Here is a 17,259-nt window from a genome sequence, read left to right as displayed (position 1 = left end):
ATGGCGATACCCGTTTCCCAATCTCGCCCCACGCCTCCCGGCATTCGCGGCTGGCTTCTCGCCCCTGAACCCAAGGGCACGCTGCATGCGTCTCTGCAGCAATTCTACCAGGGCTGGCTGAAATTCCGTGAACATCCGCTCGGCATCGTCGGCCTGGTGGTTATCCTGATCCTGATCTTCACCGCCGCCGCCGCCCCGCTTCTGACGCAATACGATCCGATCGCTCAGAACATGGCGATCCGCCTGTCGCCGCCCTCCTGGGACCACATTCTCGGAACCGACAATTTCGGTCGCGACGTCTTCGCCCGCATCATTTACGGCGCACGCACGACGCTCGACATCATCATCCTCGTGACGATCATCGTCGCACCGATCGGGCTCTTGATCGGCACCTGCTCCGGTTATTTCGGCGGCATTGTCGACGAAGTGCTGATGCGCATCACGGATATCTTCCTCTCCTTCCCCGGTCTCGTATTGGCGCTCGGCTTTGCGGCAGCTCTCGGTCCCGGCATCACCAACGCGATCATCGCGATCTCGCTGACTGCCTGGCCGCCGATCGCCCGCCTCGCCCGCGCCGAAACACTGAGCCTCAGGCAAATGGACTATATCGCCGCCGTGCGGCTGCAAGGCGCATCCTCGGCCGCCGTGATCACGCGCCATATCCTGCCGATGTGCGTTCCCTCCGTCATCGTCCGCGTGACGCTCAACATGGCCGGCATCATCCTGACGGCCGCCGGCCTCGGCTTCCTCGGCCTTGGCGCCCAGCCGCCATGGCCGGAATGGGGCGCGATGGCCGCCACCGGCCGCGAGTTCATGCTCGACAGCCCCTGGGTTATCGCCGCACCCGGCATTGCAATCGCGGTCGTCAGCCTTGCCTTCAATCTCGTCGGCGATGCCCTGCGCGACGTACTCGACCCCAGAGGTGGCGAATGACCGAACCGCTCATCGATGTCAGAAATATGGAAATCTCCTTCGCCCACGGCTTCGTGAAAGCCGTGCGCGGCGTGAGCTTCGAACTCGGCCGCGAAAAGCTCGGCATCGTCGGCGAATCCGGCTCCGGCAAATCGACCGTCGGCCGGGCCATCATGCGGCTCCTGCCGCCGACCGCAACGGTCACCGCCGACCGGATGACGTTCAAAGGCACCGATATTCTGGCCGCCAGTGAAAAGCAGATGATGGATATCCGCGGCAAGCAGATCGGCCTCATCCTGCAGGACCCGAAATATTCGCTAAACCCGGTCATGCGCGTCGGCGAGCAGATCGCCGAGACCTATCGGCTGCATTATCCGAAAGCCGGCAGGAAGGCCGCTGAGAAGAAGGTGCTGGAAATGCTGGAAGCGGTAAAGATCCGCGATCCGCAACGCGTCTTCCGGCTCTATCCGCACGAAGTTTCTGGCGGCATGGGCCAGCGCATCATGATCGCCATGATGCTGATCGCCGAGCCGGAAGTGCTGATCGCCGACGAACCCACGTCGGCGCTCGACGTGACCGTGCGGCTCGACGTTCTGGCGCTGCTCGACGAACTGATCGCCCGGCGCAACCTCGGCCTGATCTTCATCAGCCACGATCTGAACCTGATCCGTAAATTCTGCGACCGGGTGCTGATCATGTATGCGGGACGCGTCGTCGAAGTGCTGAAGGCGTCCGAACTCGACAATGCCCGGCACCCCTATACCCAAGGGCTGCTCGCCTCGCTGCCGTCCATCGAAAACCCGCCGGCACGCCTGCCGACGCTGACGCGCGATCCGTCCTGGCTGACGCAACCCACGATCGGAGTGCCGTCATGATCGACGTCGAAAACCTCACCGTCCGGTTTGGCCCGCGCACGCCGCTCGTTGTGAAGGGCATCAGCTTCACCGTCGAACGCGGGAAATCCTTCGGCCTCGTCGGCGAATCCGGCTGCGGCAAATCCACCGTGCTCCGGGCGATCTCCGGCCTCAACCGCAATTACGGCGGACGGATTTCGCTGGATGGCAAGCCGCTGGAGCCGGAACGGAGCAAAGCCTTCTTCCGCGACGTCCAGATGGTCTTCCAGGACCCCTACGGCTCGCTGCATCCGCGCAAGACAGTTCGCTCGCAGTTGATCGAACCACTGCGCAATCAGAACCTGCAGATCAAGGAAAACGCTGTTTCCGACGTGCTGAAAGCAGTCGGTCTCGATCCCGGCCTCGGCTATCGGTTCCCGCATCAGCTTTCCGGCGGCCAGCGGCAGCGCGTCGCGATCGCCCGCGCGTTGATCCTCGACCCGCCTGTTCTGCTGCTCGACGAGCCGACCTCGGCACTCGACGTTTCCGTGCAGGCGGAAATCCTCAACCTGCTCGCCGACCTGCAGAAGGAACGCGGGTTGACCTACCTGCTGGTGAGCCACGACATGGCCGTCATCGCGCATCTCTGCAGCCGCGTCGCGATCATGAACGGCGGCGAGATCGTCGAGGAAACCGGCATCGAGCAGATCCGCTCGGGCCATGTCCAGCATCCCTATTCCCAACGGCTTCTTTCCGCCAGCCGCGCTTACGGCAAGCAGGAAATGCGCCCGGTCGAGGTCATGAACTCGGCCTGATTCGAACGGGCGCCCGGCGCCTGAACGCTGGGCAAGACCGTTCCTCAATGCTTTTCCACTCACGCCTGAACCGGGAGCCTGAAGCCATGCCCAATTTTTCCGTGACACCCGAAATGCTTGCGAAATCGGTCCTCTCCGTGCCGCCCCTGGCACGCAAGGCCGACTACACGCTCGACCGCGAAGGCAACCGCCAGATTCTGGCGCATCTGGCGCAAGGCGGCGTGACGACAGCGCTTTATGGCGGCAACGCCAACCTCTACAATATCTCCGTCCGCGAATTCGCGGAGATGGTCGACATGCTGAAGGAGATCGCCCCCTCCGGCACCTGGCTTATCCCTTCGGTCGGTCCGGACTACGGCAAGTCGCTGGACCAGATCGCAGTTCTCAAGGACCACGACCTGCCGACAGCGATGGTCCTGCCCCTGAATTTCCCGGTGACTTCGGCCGGCGTCGCAACCGGCCTTCGCCGTATCGCCGACGCCTACGGGCGGCCGATCATCGCCTATGTGAAATCGCTCGACTACATTTCGGCGGCCGATCTCGCGGCCGTCGTTGCGGATGGGGCGATCTGCACGATCAAATACGCGGTCGTCCGGCAGAACCCGAAGGAAGATACCTACCTCTCCGAACTCGTCCAGAAGGTCGATCGCAAGATCATCATCTCCGGCATCGGCGAGCGGCCGGCGATCAGCCACCTGATGGATTTCGGTCTGCAGGGCTTCACGTCCGGCTCCGTCTGCGTCGCACCCGCCATGTCCACCGGTATCCTGAAAGCACTGAAGGCCGGCAACGCCGCCGAGGCGGAACGGCTGCGGGCCTTCTTCATGGGGCTGGAAGACCTGCGCGACGGCGTATCGCCGCTCCGCGTCCTGCATGAAGCGGTCGCGACCGCCGGCATTGCGGATACCGGCCCGATGCTGCCGTTCCTGGAGAATATCACCGACGCTAAGGTGCTCTCCGCCATAACGGCAACCTCGCAGAAACTGCTGGCGGCGGACCGGGCATATCAATCCGGTCAGGTCGAGAAGCAGGTTGAGCGGGCCTAGGAAGTGCATCCCTGCGCATTCAATAAACCGCCTGAGCACGCCGCCACCGACCTGGAACCGATCATCATAAGCTTGGCGGAACGGTTTCAAAGTGCCTTATCAGACCTGACCTTATGCGACCTGTACGAAGTGGCCTTCGCCGGCCTGGCTGTAGGACCGCTTCGGCGGCACGTAATCCGCAGCACGGAACGGGCTCTTGATCTCGTCGTTCGATATCCGGCGCGTCTGACGACGCGACGGATCTGCGATCGGGACCGCCGCCATCAGCCGTTTCGTGTATTCATGCTGCGGGTTTTCGAACACGGCCTGGCGCGGGCCGATCTCGACGATCTCGCCCAGATACATGACCGCGACGCGGTGACTGATCCGCTCCACCACCGCCATGTCGTGGCTGATGAACAGGTAGCCGAGACCGTATTTCTCCTGCAGGTCGAGCATCAGGTTGATCACCTGCGCCTTGACCGACACGTCCAGCGCGGACACGCTTTCGTCGGCGATGATCAGCTTCGGCTCGAGAGCAAGAGCGCGGGCAATGCAGACGCGCTGCCGCTGGCCGCCGGAGAATTCATGCGGGAAGCGGTCGGCCATCGATGCTGAAAGGCCGACGCGTTCGAGCAGTTCCGCCACCCGTTCCTTCGCTTCGGCCGCATCGGCCAGTCCATGGGTGACGATCGGCTCGGCGATCGCATTGCCGATGCGGATACGCGGATTGAGGCTTTCGAACGGATCCTGGAAGATCATCTGCGCTTCCCGCCGGATGTCCGCCAGTTGGGATTTGCCGGCCCCCAGGACGTTTTTGCCGTCGATCTCGATCGTGCCGGACTTCGCATCCGTCAGCCGGATGATCGAACGGCCGGTTGTGGACTTGCCGCAGCCGGATTCTCCGACGAGCGAAAGCGTTTCGCCCTGCCGCAACTGCAGTGAAACGCCCTCTACAGCGTGAATGCGGCCGACTGTCTTGCGCAGGAAGCCCTTCTTGATGTCGAACCGGGTCACCAGGTCGTTGACCTTCAGGATCGGCGAGGCATCGCGCCTCACCGTATCCGCCGTCGGCTCGGGGGGCTGGATATCGCCGGTCGCCATGTCGACCTGCGGGAAGCGCAGCGGCCGATCAACCCCGGTCATGGAACCGAGCTGCGGCACGGCAGAGAGAAGCGCACGCGTGTAAGGGTGCTTGGCCCCGGCGAAAATCTCGCGCGTCGTGCCGGTCTCGACAGCATCGCCGCGATACATGACCACGGTACGGTCGGAGATTTCCGCCACCACGCCCATGTCATGGGTGATGAAGAGGACGGACATGCCCTCCTCTTCCTGCAGGGCCTTGATGAGTTCGAGGATCTGCGCCTGGATGGTGACGTCCAGCGCCGTCGTCGGCTCGTCGGCGATCAATAGCTTCGGATCGCAGGCAAGCGCAATGGCGATGACGACGCGCTGCCGCATGCCACCGGAGAAGTTCATGGGATATTCGTTGAGGCGTGACCTCGCCGACGGGATACGCACCTTATCCAGGAGCCGGACGGCCTCCGCCTCGGCCTGCGCATTCGACATGCCGCGATGATGGACGAGGACTTCAGTGATCTGCTGACCGATTTTCAACACCGGATTAAGGCTGGTCATCGGCTCCTGAAAGATCATGCCGATGCGGTTGCCGCGGATGGACTGCATTTCGTCGAGTGGCAGGTCGAGCAGGTTCTTGCCCTCGAAATCGATGCGACCGGTGACGCGCGAATTGCCGGGCGACAGAAGCCGCATGATCGACATGGCCGTGACGCTCTTGCCGGAGCCGGATTCGCCGACCACGGCGACGGTCTCCTTCGCGCCTATGTCGAAGCTGACGTCGTTCACGACATTGCGCCATTCGCCGCCGACACGGAATGCAGTGTTGAGGTTTGAAATCGAAAGGATCGGATTAGTCATGTCTCAGCCTTCCCGCCGGGGATTGAGAATGTCGCGCAGGCTATCGCCGATCAGGTTGATGCCGACGATGAGCAACAGAAGGACCAGACCGGGGAAGAAGCTGATCCAGTAGTCGCCTGAGAGCAGGTATTCGAACCCGTTCGAGATCAGCAGGCCGAGCGACGGCTCGGTCACCGGCAGGCCGATGCCAAGGAAGGAAAGCGTCGCCTCCAGCATGATCGCATAGGCGACGCGCATGGTCGCGACGACGATCAGCGGCGGCAAGCAGTTCGGCAGGATGTGCCTGAAGAGGATGCGCCGGTCGGGAAGTGCCATGGACCTGGCCGCGTCCACGTAGGCGCGCTTGCGCTCCACCAATGCCGAGCCGCGGATCGTGCGGGCGTAATAGGCCCATTGGGTGACGATCAGCGCCAGGATGATCTTGTCGGCCCCTTGCCCCAGGACGGCGAGGAAGATCAGCGCGATCAGGATCGCCGGGAAGCTGAGCTGGATGTCGACGACGCGCATCAGGAACGAATCCAGCCGGCCACCGGCATAGGCGCTGACGAGACCGAGGGAGGCGCCGATCACCAATGCGATCGCCGCACTCGATATGCCGACGAGGATACTGGTCCTCAGCCCGTAAAGGACGGCGCTCAGGAGATCACGGCCCTGGTCGTCGGTGCCGATCAGGTATACCATCCCGTTCATGCTCTGCGAGCCGGGAGGCAGCCGCCCGTCGAGGATGTCAAGCTGCGACAGATCATACGGGTTCTGCGGCGCGATCAGGGGCGCAAGAACGGCAGCCAGAATGAAGACCAGCACCAGAAAGATGCCGACAAGCGCCAGCTTGTCGTGCAGGAGGGCGACAATCATCTGACGGAACGGCGAGCGCGAGCGGCGTGCCTGACCGTCGGCGTTGCCGACATGGACTGAACCGGCAGCATTGGTGTCCTGGCTCATCACGAATTCCCTTCAAGACGAACGCGCGGGTCGACGATCGAGTAGAGGATATCGACGAGGAGGTTGATGACGCTGAACATCACGACGGTGATCATCAGGTATGCGAGGATTAGCGGGCGATCGAGAACGGCGATGGCGTCGATGATGAGCTTGCCCATGCCCGGCCAGGCGAAGATCGTTTCGGTGACGACCGCGAACGCGATCAGCGAACCGAGTTCGAGCCCGATGACCGTGATCAGCGGAATGAGCGTGTTCTTCAGCACATGCACGGTGACGATCCGGCGTTCCGGCAGGCCCTTGGCGCGCGCGAAACGAACGAAATCGAGCTGCATTGTTTCGAGCACACCGGCGCGCGTGAGACGGATGATGAGGGAAATCTTGAACAGCGCCAGGTTCAGCGCCGGCAGAAGAAGATGAGACAGGCCATCCAGCGTGAAGAGGCTGATGGGAACGCCGAAAACCGGCACCGTCTCGCCTCGCCCGGAGGCCGGCAGCCACCCCAGCTGGACGCTGAACAGCATCACCATCACCAGGCCGATCCAGAAGGTCGGCAGGCTGAAGCCGAGGATCGAGAAGGTCATCACCGATTTGGAGATCAGGCTCTTCGGCTTCAGGCCCGCGTAGACGCCGAGCGGAATTCCGAAGACGAGACCGAGGACGAGCGCCACGAACGCAAGTTCAAGCGTCGCCGGCATGCGTTTGAGGATCAGCGTCAGCGCCGGCTGGTTGAAGACGAAGGAATTGCCGAGGTCACCGGACAACGCACGTGTGAGGAACAACCAATATTGCTCCCATACCGGCTTATCGAGCCCGAAGGCCTGGATGACCTGCAGGCGTTCCGTCGGCGTCGCCGTGGAGCTCAGGAGCACGTCAACCGGATTGCCGACGAGATAAAGGCCCACGAAAACCAGAACCGACATCACAAATAGCGTCAGAACCGTCTGGATCGATCGGCTTAAGAGATAACCGCTCATAGATTTCAGCCTCCCGGCGTTTTGGGACCGGGCGCGGCGCTTCCATAAAGCGAGATGCGCTCGATCAACAGATTGATGAACCCCGCCTCGTCCACGTCGGTCACCACGGTGGCGTTTGGGGTGCGGTCCATCTTGTGGTAGAAGTCGGCATAGGTATAACCCATCGTGAGCCCGGTGACCTGCGTGCCGACGGTTGCCTTGCGGCTGGTGAAAAGCTCCGGCCTGATCAGCCACGCGATCGTCGTCGCGTCGTGGATCGGCCCGCCCGGCCGTCCGAAGCGCGCTATGTCACTGCGGTCGAAGGTCGAGAAGAGATTGTAGAGCGCGCACCCCGCGGCCCCGCCGCGAGCGCTAAAGCTCCTGACGTGTTCTGCAGTGAACAGCGCCTGGAAGGTCATGTCGAGCGGCATCACCACGATCGGGACGCCGGAACGATAGACGATCTCTGCCGCGTGCGGGTCCGCAAGCACGTTGAACTCGGCCCAGGGAGTGCGATGGCCGAGCGCAGTGAAGGCGCCGCCCATCGACACGATCTGCCGTATGCCGCGCGCCACATCAGGGTGCTGGATGAGGGCAAGCGCAAGATTGGTCATCGGCCCGATGGCGCAGATGGTGATCGGCTCACCGGCTCTGGCCGCTTCGCGCGCCGATCTCACGATGAACCGTACCGCATGTTCTTCCGACGGCTCAATGCCGCTGCGTGCGACGAGGTCATCGCTGAACGCGCCGATCCTCGCATATTTTCCGAACACCTGCTCCCGGACCAGCGGTCCGGCCGCGCCCGCGTAGACGGGCACATCGGTGCGGCCTGAGACGCCGACGATCTTGCAGGCGTTCGCCACCGTATCCTGCAAAGGGACATTTCCAGCGACGATCGACAGGCCGAGCACGTCGAGCTCCGGCGATGCCAGAGCCATGAGGATGGCCGCCGCGTCATCCAAGCCAGGGTCCGCATCGATGATGACCCGTTGGCGGCTCATGCGACGGCCTTTTCGGCGTAACGCGAAAGGCGATCGAGGAAGAAGGCGATAATGCCCTCCGCATCCACCTTGGTCACGATATCCGCATTGGGTTCGAGGCCGCTCTTTCCGTACCAGTCGGCGACGGTCTGGCCCATGCAAAGTTCGCTCTCGTGCTCGACGAACACCCGGGCGCGCTCGGTCGTAAAGAGATGCGGCGCCAGAAGGTACGCGATCACCAGCGGATCATGGAGAGGCCCGCCGCGCGAACCGTAGCGGCGCACGTCGTTGCGATCCCAGAAAGCCATGAGTTCGGCAAGCGTCTGCGAAATGCGGCCGCTGACATTCGAAAACTCCGCGACGTGCTCCGGCTTCAGCATGACCTGATGCGTCGCATCGAGTGCCAGTGCGACGATCGGGATGCCGCTTGAAAACACGACATGCGCGGCATGCGGATCGGCCAGCACGTTGAATTCCGCGGTCATCGTCCGGTTGCCGGGCTCGCGATAGGCGCCACCCATCATCACGATACGCTCGATGCCCTCGGCGACCTGCGGGTTCATCCGCAGCGCCACAGCGAGATTGGTCATCGGACCGAGGCAACAGACGGTGATTGGTTTTTTTTCCAGAGCTGCGGCGGTCAAGGTGTCGATCAGAAAATCGACTGCGGACTTGGGCTCGACTGTCTTCACCGGTTCCGGCAGCACCGTATTGCCCAGCCCGGTCTTGCCATGGAACTGGCCGAAGATCGGCTCGCGCAGCATTGGCCGGAAGCAGCCGGCATAGACCGGAATATCCGACCTTCGGCCCAGTTCGCAGACCTGCAGGGCATTGCGCACCGTGCGTTCGAGCGGCTGGTTGCCGCAGACGGGCGTGATGCCGAGGATGTCGAGTTCCGGCGAAACGAAAGCAGTCAGAAGTGCGATCGTGTCGTCTATCCCCGGATCGCAATCCACGATGATCGGAATTGGAGTCATTTCGAATTTGCCCTTGAATTATCGGTGGTGTGCCGGCGCTCAGAGTGCGCCGACATCACGCAGAACCGCACCGATCTCGGCACGGGCCGCGTCTGCGAGCGGCACCTGCGGCGCCATCGGCGCGCCGACCGGAAAGCCCTGAAGCTCGAGCGCCGTCTTGATGCAGGCGGCGATCGAATATTTCGCGAAGATCTCGTTGACGCGCCAAAGCGGACGCTGCAATTCCATCGCCTTTGCCCAGTCCCCCGCCTTCGCCGCTTCGTAGAGGGCAATGCTCTGGCGCGGCACGATGCAGGCCGGACCTGCCATCCAGCCGACCCCGCCGATCATCATCACGCAGACCGGAATATGCGCGGAGGCGGCAAACACTTCCATCCGGCCGCGGGTCCGCTCGATGATGGAGAGCAAGCGCCCGGTATTGGTCGAGGCATCCTTGATGTAGCGGATGTTCTCGACATGGCTCAGACGCTCGATCACGGGGAGAGTGAGATCGGAACGCTGGAACTGCGGATTGGTGTAGAGAACGACCGGCCGCCCCCTGGCCGCCCTGGCGATCGCCGTGAAATAGGCTTCGACGCCCTCATCGCTGACCGGGAAGTAGGCCTCAAGAATAGCCAATATGCCGTCGGCTCCCGCCTCGACCATGTATTCCGTCTGAGCAACGGCATCGCTGGTCGACGTAGACGCCACGCCGGCGACAACGGGCACCCGGCCGCGATTGGCCGAGATTACGGTGTCGACGACGTGACGCCGCTGCTCTTGGGAGAGATAGGCAAATTCACCGGTGCTGCCGAGCGGCGTCAATCCATGGACGCCAGCGTCGATCAGATGATCCACGAGATCCGTCAGCACGCCTTCCATGACCGCGCCCGACTGGTCGATCGGCGAAACAAGGTAGGGAAAAACACCGCTGAAAGACATGACGGATCACCGCTTTCCGGATCAGTTCGACTTCACATAATAGGGAAGCGTGTAGGCATCCGACCGGCCTTCATAGGAAAGGCCGTTCTTCAGAGCCCAGGTGTTGGCGAGGTAAAAGACCGGGATGACACCGAGATCGGTCATGGCGATCTCGGTCGCCTTCTTCAGGAGCGCCTCACGCTTGGCATCATCGAGCGTACCACGGGCTTCGCTCAACGCCTTGTCGAACTCCGGATTGGAGTAGCGGCCGCGATTGCCCTGCCCTGCCTTCTCGCCATAGGTCTCGAGGATCGGGCCGAGCACACCTGAGGCTTCGCCGGTTTCGACGGCGGCACCGCCCATGATGAAGCTGAACTCCAGATTGGAAGCGCGGGTGAAGTAGACGCTGCCCGGCAGCGTCACGACCTCCGTTTTGATGCCGATGCGGCTGAAGAACTGGCCAATCGCCTGCGCCACCTTGGAGTCGTTCGGATAACGGTCGTTCGATGCGTGGAAGGTCAACGAGAAACCGTCTGGATAACCCGCCTTGGCCAGCATTTCCTTAGCCTTGTTCGGGTCGTAGGCATCGACCTTGATGGCCGGGTCATAACCGAAATAACCTTCCGGAACGACCTGCCCGGCCGGCACGCCTTGGCCGTCCATGATGCGGTCGACGAGCGCCTCACGGTTGATCGAGAGAGAAAGCGCGCGACGTACTTCCGGCTTCAGCAGCGGGTTCTTGCCGTCCGGACCCTTGGCGAAGGGCGATTCCTCGCGGCCCTGATCCATGTGCAGATACATGATGCGGTTGCCCGCAACGTTGACGACCTTCAGCTTGTCGGACGCCTGGAGCTTGCGCGTGTCGGCAGTCGGAATGCTCTCGATCATGTCGACATCGCCGGAAAGCATGGCGGCGACACGGGCGCTGCTGTTCTTGAACACCCGGAACGTCACCTTGTCCCAGGCAGCCTTCTCGCCCCAGTAGCCGTCGTTGCGCGCGACGACAACGTTGTCGTCCGGCGTCCAGGAGACGAACTTGAACGGACCGGTGCCGATGACGCCCTTGCCCGAGTTCATGTCTTCGGTGGTCGTCTTTTCCATCTCGGCCGGCAGGATGGCAATGCGGCTGAGGTTGTTCAGAAGGAGCGGCGTCGGACCGTCCGTCTTGATGCGCACCGTGAGCGGATCGACGGCGGTGACATCGGTGATCGCCTTCACATAGGCTGCGAACGAGCTTGGACTGTTCTTCGAGGCGAGCGGCACGCGTTTGATGCTGGCGACGACGTCGTCAGCCGTGAAGTCGCTGCCGTCGTGAAACTTGACGTTCGGCCGCAGCTTGAACTCCCAGGTCGTATCGTCGATCGTCTTCCAAGACGCGGCGAGTGCCGGCTGGATCTGCTGCTTGGCATCCTGATTGACGAGACCGTCGAAGATGTTGCGCGCCATGGCGCTGTTCGGGCCGACGACATAGAACTGCGGATCCATGGATGTGGTCGAGGCGGCCAGACCAACGGTGAGATCCTTCGCATGGGCTGCGAGCGGTGCGGCAAAAACTGACGCTGCCAGTGCGGCTGCGATCGTAAGGAATTTCATGATGGAGCTCCTCCGGGGTTTCCGAAATCCGCGCTCTCCCAGCGGATTAGAGATGGCATTAAAGCCTCGGGCCAGAAAAGAAAAATTGCATTTGGTATTCCGTTCATGTCCTAATGTTATGGGAGAGCCAAGCGCATGCGATTGAAACCACGGCAGGTCGAAGCCTTCAGAAGCGTGATGATGACGGGCGGCATTACCGCCGCCGCCGAGGCGATGAACGTCACTCAGCCTGCCGTCAGCCGCCTCATCCGCGACTTGGAGGAAATCGTTGAGATCAGGCTGTTCGAACGGGTCGGAACCCGGTTGATGCCGACAGCCGAGGCGACGCAGCTCTTCCGGGAGGTCGAGCGGCTTTATCTCGGCCTCGACCAGATCGCCCAGGCCGCCGACGATATCCGCCGGCACAAGAACATCGTGCTGAGGATCGCCAGCGTCACCTCACTGGTCCGGCCCTACCTGCATCAGGCGATCATCGATGTTGTCGGCAAACGTTTGGACATCCCACTGGTGATCGATGTCGAAAACAGCCGCCATATCTGGGACATGGTCGAGAAAAACCGCTATGATCTCGGCTTCGTCTTCAGCTCGCCGCGCATGGCCGACAAGAATGCCGTCCTGCTGCACGGTTCGCATGCGGTCGCCGCCATGGCGCCCGGCCACCGGCTGGCGTCTCGCAAGGTTATCACGCCCGCCGACCTTCTGGACGAGCGCGTCCTGATCCCGGGCCGCAATTCGCCGCTCAGGCTGGCGCTGGACCGCGCCTTTTCGAATGAAGACCATCAACCGATCAGCACGATGGAAACCTCGATGCTGAACTGCTGCTATTTCGCGGCATCGGGAATGGGTGTCGGCATCGTCGATCACACCAGCCTTCGGTCCGCCAGCGCCGACATCATCGCCATTCCGTTCGAGCCGAAGATCGAAGTCTCCTATTTCGCCATCCGTCCGTCAGGCGGGCAGCGCATTGCAGTGCTGGACGACATCGTAAGGCGGATGCAGGATATGATGTATGCTATCAACAATACCAGATGAAGTATGCTTGGGGCGGTCGATCAGTGGAAGTCGGTGCTATTGAGTGGACACGAACTCTCGACACCATATTTGTCTTCGCCACTTTCGAATTAAATCAACTGCTTGGCTTTCGAGGTGGAAGACAGCCTACTCTCCCAACGGAAGTTCAATTTCTTCGCGGTTCTTTTTCGCGCCCTCGATCAGGACGGTGCGGAGCCGCTCGGCATCTTGTGGAAGCAGCATTCCCGCCCCGGTTCGAATAGCTTCTTGCCACGCAGGCCCGCGCTCCCATGCTTCGTTGTAGACGAGCGCCAAGTCGGCAGATCGCCTTGTCTGCTGCAGAGCCTCAAGGAGCAGCGCAGCTTGACGAACGTCCTTCTCTCGCTTCGCCGGGCCCTGCCCGTCAGTGTGTCGGCGGCTAGCGACTATGAGCTTGTGGACCGCATACCGGGACGGATCGGGGACGACGACTGGGACGCCGCTTCGGTGGAGCAGCATTGTCCTGACGGGTTCCCTTATGAGGAAGTCGAGAAAGCGTAATGGATCCGCGCTGGCGCCACCAAGGGCGGGCATCTTCGCCGGCTGGTCGACGTAGTCATCCGAACCACGGTTCGACGTCAGGAATTCAACCCTGTAGCCGTCGGCATTCTGAAACGCCGACGAGGCCGCGGATCCCGATCGATGTGGAATTGGCCGGAAGCTGGCGTCGACGCCCTGCAACAGCTCAACGATCGGAGGCAGACTGTCTTCAAGCTCCTGACTGATGGCATAGTCCTGGGCGATGTCCGCATCGCCGGTCAGAATCGCAGCCATAGGAAGGCGGACGCCCAGCAGTCCTGAATAGCACTGAAAGGCCACCGTGCCGATGAGAATACCCCGGAGCCGGAAGAGACCGCCATCGGCAAGAGCCTCGACTATGTCGCCCGACATGGCGTCAGGGGCGACCATCCCGCCTTCGCGGGTCAGGGTATTTACCAAGCGCCTGCGAGCACGTAGATCGTCCTTGTCCCGCTTATGATCAGCTACGCGCTGCGCGATATCCGGATCATCAGCAGAACCGACGTAACGACGTTTCGTACCACCATGTCCATCTGGAATGTCGAAGTACCAGTATTTGCGCCCCTTGATGTTCGCCGGGGTGAACCGACCCTCCGGAGGGAAATCGGCCGTCCAAGCGGCGTCGAGCGAGCGCTGACCTAGCTCGGCGAGCATCGTCTGATACATGAGGTCGATAGACTTCATAAGCTCGACTCCGATGTTATACTGTTTTTCAAAAACAGTATAACGGTCGAGAGGATAGGTCGCAAGATAGGATGCCACGAACGGTAAGATCTTCCGAGACCGTCGCAGAACCGGGATAGCACGATCGCGATTCTGAACGTCGGCCGGTTGAGGATCAAGCACGAGAGCACGTCCGTCCATATCGGCCGCCCCGGGACATCATCGAGAAGAGGCATCAACTGGCCTTGGCTTGGGATGCGTCACGTCGCCCGAAGAGAGTTCAAAACCTTCTGGAGCCGCGCCGTGAAAAGGACAGCAACTCCGCTACACGCAGCGCAATTCTGAAAGGTCATGGGTTTTCGCCATTGAGTAAGACCTCTCTCGTGGATGCATCAAACACGGAGAAAATCATGATCGGAAACTCTTTCCCAGACTCATCGAATACAAGCGAACATCTTTTCGCGCCACCGCAAGCGTTCCGGCGCAACGTGCTGATTGCCGGTCTTTCCGCTTCGGTTCTGGCGGCAATGCCCGCCGGCGCCGCAGCCAAGAGCACCGCCTCCAAAAGCCGTCAGACCAACAAGGAAAGCAGTGACATGAACTACGTAACCACTCCCGATGGCGCCGAGATCTTCTACAAGGACTGGGGCCCAAAGACCGCTCAGCCGCTCGTCTTTCATCATGGCTGGCCGCTTTCCGCCGACGACTGGGACACCCAGATGCTTTTTTTCCTCGGCAAGGGATATCGTGTGATCGCCCACGACCGGCGGGGCCACGGCCGCTCGAGCCAGGTCAGCGACGGCCACGATATGGATCACTATGCGGCCGATTTTGCTGCAGTCGCCAAGCACCTCGATCTTCGCAACGCCATTCATATCGGGCACTCGACCGGTGGCGGCGAGGCCACGCGCTATGTCGCCAGGCACGGCCAGCCTGACGGACGCGCCGCAAAGCTGGTACTGATCGGCGCCGTGCCGCCGATCATGGTCAAGACCAAGGCAAATCCCGGCGGGCTGCCGATCGAAGTCTTCGACGGCCTGCGCTCACAACTTGCCGCAAACCGCGCCCAATTTTACCATGATCTCGCAAGCGGCCCCTTCTATGGCTTCAATCGGGAAGGTACCAAAAAGATCGAAACGATCGTCCAGAACTGGTGGCGCCAGTCGATGATGGGTGGTGCCAACGCGCAATATCTCGGCATCAGGGCGTTTTCGGAAACGGATTTCACCGAAGATCTCAAAAAGATCACCGTGTCGACGCTTGTGATGCATGGCGATGACGACCAGATCGTGCCGATCGCCGACTCCGCGCCGCTCTCGGCCCAGCTTCTAAGGGACTCCACCCTTAAGATTTATCCCAACCTGCCGCACGGAATGTGCACGACGCATGCCGAAATCGTCAACGCCGACCTGCTCGCCTTCATCGAGCGGTAGTCGGCTGGGAAGCGGCGCTATCCGCCGCCAGCGCCGCTTCCCGGTTCTTTTTATGACATTTTCAAAAGCAAGCGGACGGCGACTCCAGTTGAAAGAGTGACATTATAATTCCCGAGCTGACGCGGCCAATGCCGATGTTGGCGCCAGCAAATGCTTTGGTTGTGAACGCTATCCCTGAGCACAGGATGTTTCCTCAGATAGTCGGCGTTAAGCACGGCATTTGCTAAGGACTGTCCATTCGCCGGAACAGATCGGCATACTCCAGTGGCCAATATCGTCAGTGGTAGCTGCATTCTATCTTCCTTTCACGTTCTCGACGACGAGTTCGCTGGAGGGATTGAAGCATGGCTCCTTTCAAATTTCAGTCGCTTCCTCCTGATGTGATGGCAGATGCCAGACCGCAGGAGGGACATGTGTCACCGGACCGCGAAATGGAGCGCGTCCTGCGCACTGCCCCGGTGGAATCCTTCCGTATCGACGATCCCTTTGATACCCGGCTCGCCCGATGGAAACACAACCCGTTCCACGACGTCGTGCACCCCATGTCGGATCACGTGATCATGACCTATCTCGGCGCTATGCAGCGGCTGGAGCGCCGGTCCGGGAAGGCATATGCAACAGGTATGGGACGCCAAGGCAGCATAACCTTCATCCCGGCAGGATCGACGTCACGTTGGGATATTCACGGGCCAATGGACATCGTGCAGCTCTATCTCTCCCCGGATCTCCTTGACCGGGTTGCCCGGGAATGCCCCGGGGAAGGTCGATCGTTGGTCGAGAGTACTGCGCAGCAGGACAACGTGATGGCGACCCTGCTTACGATGGCGCATCAGTCGTCCAATGGTATCAGCAGCCTGGACGGGCTCTATCGCCAGCAGCTTGCAAGCCTGATCGCCATCCATCTCATGAAAACCCATGCCGGCGTCTGTGAGGCGTTAGAAAAAGCCTCGGGCGGCCTGGCGCCGGGGATTTTGCGGATGTCCCTCGAGCGGCTGTCGTCTGAAAAGGAGGAGGATCTTTCGCTCGGCGCGCTCGCCGAAGCGGCCAACCTTTCCCGCTTTCACTTCTGCCGCGCGTTTAAGAAAAGCACCGGCATGACACCCTACGAATGGTTGCGCCAGAGGCGGATGGAACAGGCCATGGCCATGCTGCGGGATCCCATGATGCAGATCACGGATATCGCAGGCGTGCTGGGCTATGGGACCCTCACCGCCTTCTGTGTGGCCTTCAAGCGCCATACGGGCCTGACCCCCGGCGAATGGCGGCGGGCGGCCCTATAGACCGCAATCCCTCAACATTCCGAGCAACTCTGAAATGTCTTCAGCGTCTCCTTTGCGATATTCTTTGAAAATCGACAGTCACAGTTAAGGAGAAGCAATGATCAAGAAACGTTAGTGACCCAATAGCGATTGTTCAAGTCAATGACATACCTTTCGTGAAGGCGTCTATGCTATTTATTTCCGAAGGTGATCAGACGTTACTTATGTTATCGATGTAGCGCCATGATCAGGAATGGACCCCGTCACTGGAATACGAATGTAAACCCATAAGGAGAATGACATGCTGAGAGAAGCCACTCTCTACGCTCTGTCCGGACTGCTTGTTTCGTCGGCCCTCGTTGGAACGCCGGCCGATTTCGGAAAGGAGCATCGTGAACCTTCTGGACGGTCGGCGCTCACGACCGCTGCAGTCGCTTATAACTCTGGAAAACCGGACGTAATTCGTC

At 61.0% G+C, this 17,259-nt stretch carries 15 protein-coding genes and 1 pseudogene; 7 read left to right on the top strand and 9 right to left on the bottom strand.

Annotated elements, in window-relative coordinates; all coding sequences use genetic code 11:
* The 4 genes from AC1D3C_RS02755 (at position 1) to AC1D3C_RS02740 (ending at position 3,606) form a co-directional block, all read left to right on the top strand.
* Positions 1 to 933 carry an ABC transporter permease gene (locus AC1D3C_RS02755; protein ID WP_477481784.1) on the top strand — a complete coding sequence of 311 codons (933 nt, stop codon included), beginning with the start codon at positions 1 to 3 and terminating at the stop codon, positions 931 to 933.
* A complete protein-coding gene (locus AC1D3C_RS02750; protein ID WP_477481783.1) occupies positions 930 to 1,787 on the top strand; it encodes an ABC transporter ATP-binding protein in 858 nt (285 codons plus the stop codon). Before AC1D3C_RS02755 ends, AC1D3C_RS02750 begins: the two co-directional genes overlap by 4 nt.
* The gene (locus AC1D3C_RS02745) at positions 1,784 to 2,560 is read left to right on the top strand and encodes an ABC transporter ATP-binding protein (protein WP_477481782.1); all 777 of its coding nucleotides are present in this window, start codon (positions 1,784 to 1,786) and stop codon (positions 2,558 to 2,560) included. The genes AC1D3C_RS02750 and AC1D3C_RS02745 overlap by 4 nt, the downstream gene beginning before the upstream one ends.
* Before the next feature lie 86 nt (positions 2,561 to 2,646).
* On the top strand, positions 2,647 to 3,606 hold the full coding sequence (locus tag AC1D3C_RS02740) for a dihydrodipicolinate synthase family protein (protein WP_477481781.1): 960 nt from the start codon (positions 2,647 to 2,649) through the stop codon (positions 3,604 to 3,606).
* Positions 3,607 to 3,717: 111 nt separating this feature from the next.
* Here AC1D3C_RS02740 and AC1D3C_RS02735 read toward each other — a convergent pair whose 3' ends face one another.
* The 7 genes from AC1D3C_RS02735 to AC1D3C_RS02705 are packed head-to-tail and all read right to left on the bottom strand — an operon-like array spanning position 3,718 to position 11,868.
* Positions 3,718 to 5,523, bottom strand: a complete 1,806-nt coding sequence (locus tag AC1D3C_RS02735; protein WP_477481780.1) for an ABC transporter ATP-binding protein — start codon at positions 5,521 to 5,523, stop codon at positions 3,718 to 3,720.
* A 3-nt stretch (positions 5,524 to 5,526) separates the two neighbouring features.
* Complete coding sequence (locus tag AC1D3C_RS02730; protein ID WP_477481779.1) at positions 5,527 to 6,465, bottom strand: ABC transporter permease; 939 nt, start codon at positions 6,463 to 6,465, stop codon at positions 5,527 to 5,529.
* Positions 6,465 to 7,439, bottom strand: coding sequence for an ABC transporter permease (locus tag AC1D3C_RS02725; RefSeq protein WP_477481778.1), 975 nt, complete (start codon positions 7,437 to 7,439; stop codon positions 6,465 to 6,467). Before AC1D3C_RS02725 ends, AC1D3C_RS02730 begins: the two co-directional genes overlap by 1 nt.
* A gap of 5 nt (positions 7,440 to 7,444) precedes the next feature.
* Complete coding sequence (locus tag AC1D3C_RS02720; RefSeq protein WP_477481777.1) at positions 7,445 to 8,419, bottom strand: nucleoside hydrolase; 975 nt, start codon at positions 8,417 to 8,419, stop codon at positions 7,445 to 7,447.
* On the bottom strand, positions 8,416 to 9,375 hold the full coding sequence (locus AC1D3C_RS02715; RefSeq protein WP_477481776.1) for a nucleoside hydrolase: 960 nt from the start codon (positions 9,373 to 9,375) through the stop codon (positions 8,416 to 8,418). Before AC1D3C_RS02715 ends, AC1D3C_RS02720 begins: the two co-directional genes overlap by 4 nt.
* 39 nt (positions 9,376 to 9,414) lie before the next feature.
* Complete coding sequence (locus AC1D3C_RS02710) at positions 9,415 to 10,296, bottom strand: dihydrodipicolinate synthase family protein (RefSeq protein ID WP_477481775.1); 882 nt, start codon at positions 10,294 to 10,296, stop codon at positions 9,415 to 9,417.
* A gap of 21 nt (positions 10,297 to 10,317) precedes the next feature.
* Positions 10,318 to 11,868 (bottom strand): ABC transporter substrate-binding protein, encoded by a 1,551-nt coding sequence (locus tag AC1D3C_RS02705; RefSeq protein WP_477481774.1) that lies wholly within the window; start codon positions 11,866 to 11,868, stop codon positions 10,318 to 10,320.
* 135 nt (positions 11,869 to 12,003) lie between these two features.
* Here AC1D3C_RS02705 and AC1D3C_RS02700 point away from each other — a divergent pair, with 135 nt between their 5' ends.
* Positions 12,004 to 12,900, top strand: coding sequence for a LysR family transcriptional regulator (locus AC1D3C_RS02700; RefSeq protein ID WP_477481773.1), 897 nt, complete (start codon positions 12,004 to 12,006; stop codon positions 12,898 to 12,900).
* A 126-nt stretch (positions 12,901 to 13,026) separates the two neighbouring features.
* On the opposite strand, the gene AC1D3C_RS02695 is transcribed toward AC1D3C_RS02700, so the two are convergent.
* Complete coding sequence (locus tag AC1D3C_RS02695) at positions 13,027 to 14,121, bottom strand: nucleotidyltransferase family protein (RefSeq protein WP_477481993.1); 1,095 nt, start codon at positions 14,119 to 14,121, stop codon at positions 13,027 to 13,029.
* Positions 14,122 to 14,181: 60 nt separating this feature from the next.
* Positions 14,182 to 14,304 (bottom strand): annotated as a pseudogene (locus AC1D3C_RS02690) (IS5/IS1182 family transposase); the annotation flags it as partial.
* Positions 14,305 to 14,696: 392 nt separating this feature from the next.
* Here AC1D3C_RS02690 and AC1D3C_RS02685 point away from each other — a divergent pair.
* Positions 14,697 to 15,533 carry an alpha/beta fold hydrolase gene (locus tag AC1D3C_RS02685; protein ID WP_477481992.1) on the top strand — a complete coding sequence of 279 codons (837 nt, stop codon included), beginning with the start codon at positions 14,697 to 14,699 and terminating at the stop codon, positions 15,531 to 15,533.
* A gap of 344 nt (positions 15,534 to 15,877) precedes the next feature.
* On the top strand, positions 15,878 to 16,813 hold the full coding sequence (locus tag AC1D3C_RS02680) for an AraC family transcriptional regulator (RefSeq protein WP_477481772.1): 936 nt from the start codon (positions 15,878 to 15,880) through the stop codon (positions 16,811 to 16,813).
* The last annotated feature ends 446 nt before the right edge of the window (positions 16,814 to 17,259 follow it).

It is taken from the genome of Neorhizobium sp. P1_A6 (assembly GCF_056406795.1).
Note: the sequence above shows the minus strand (reverse complement) of the source record. Positions and strands in the feature narration are given on the sequence as shown.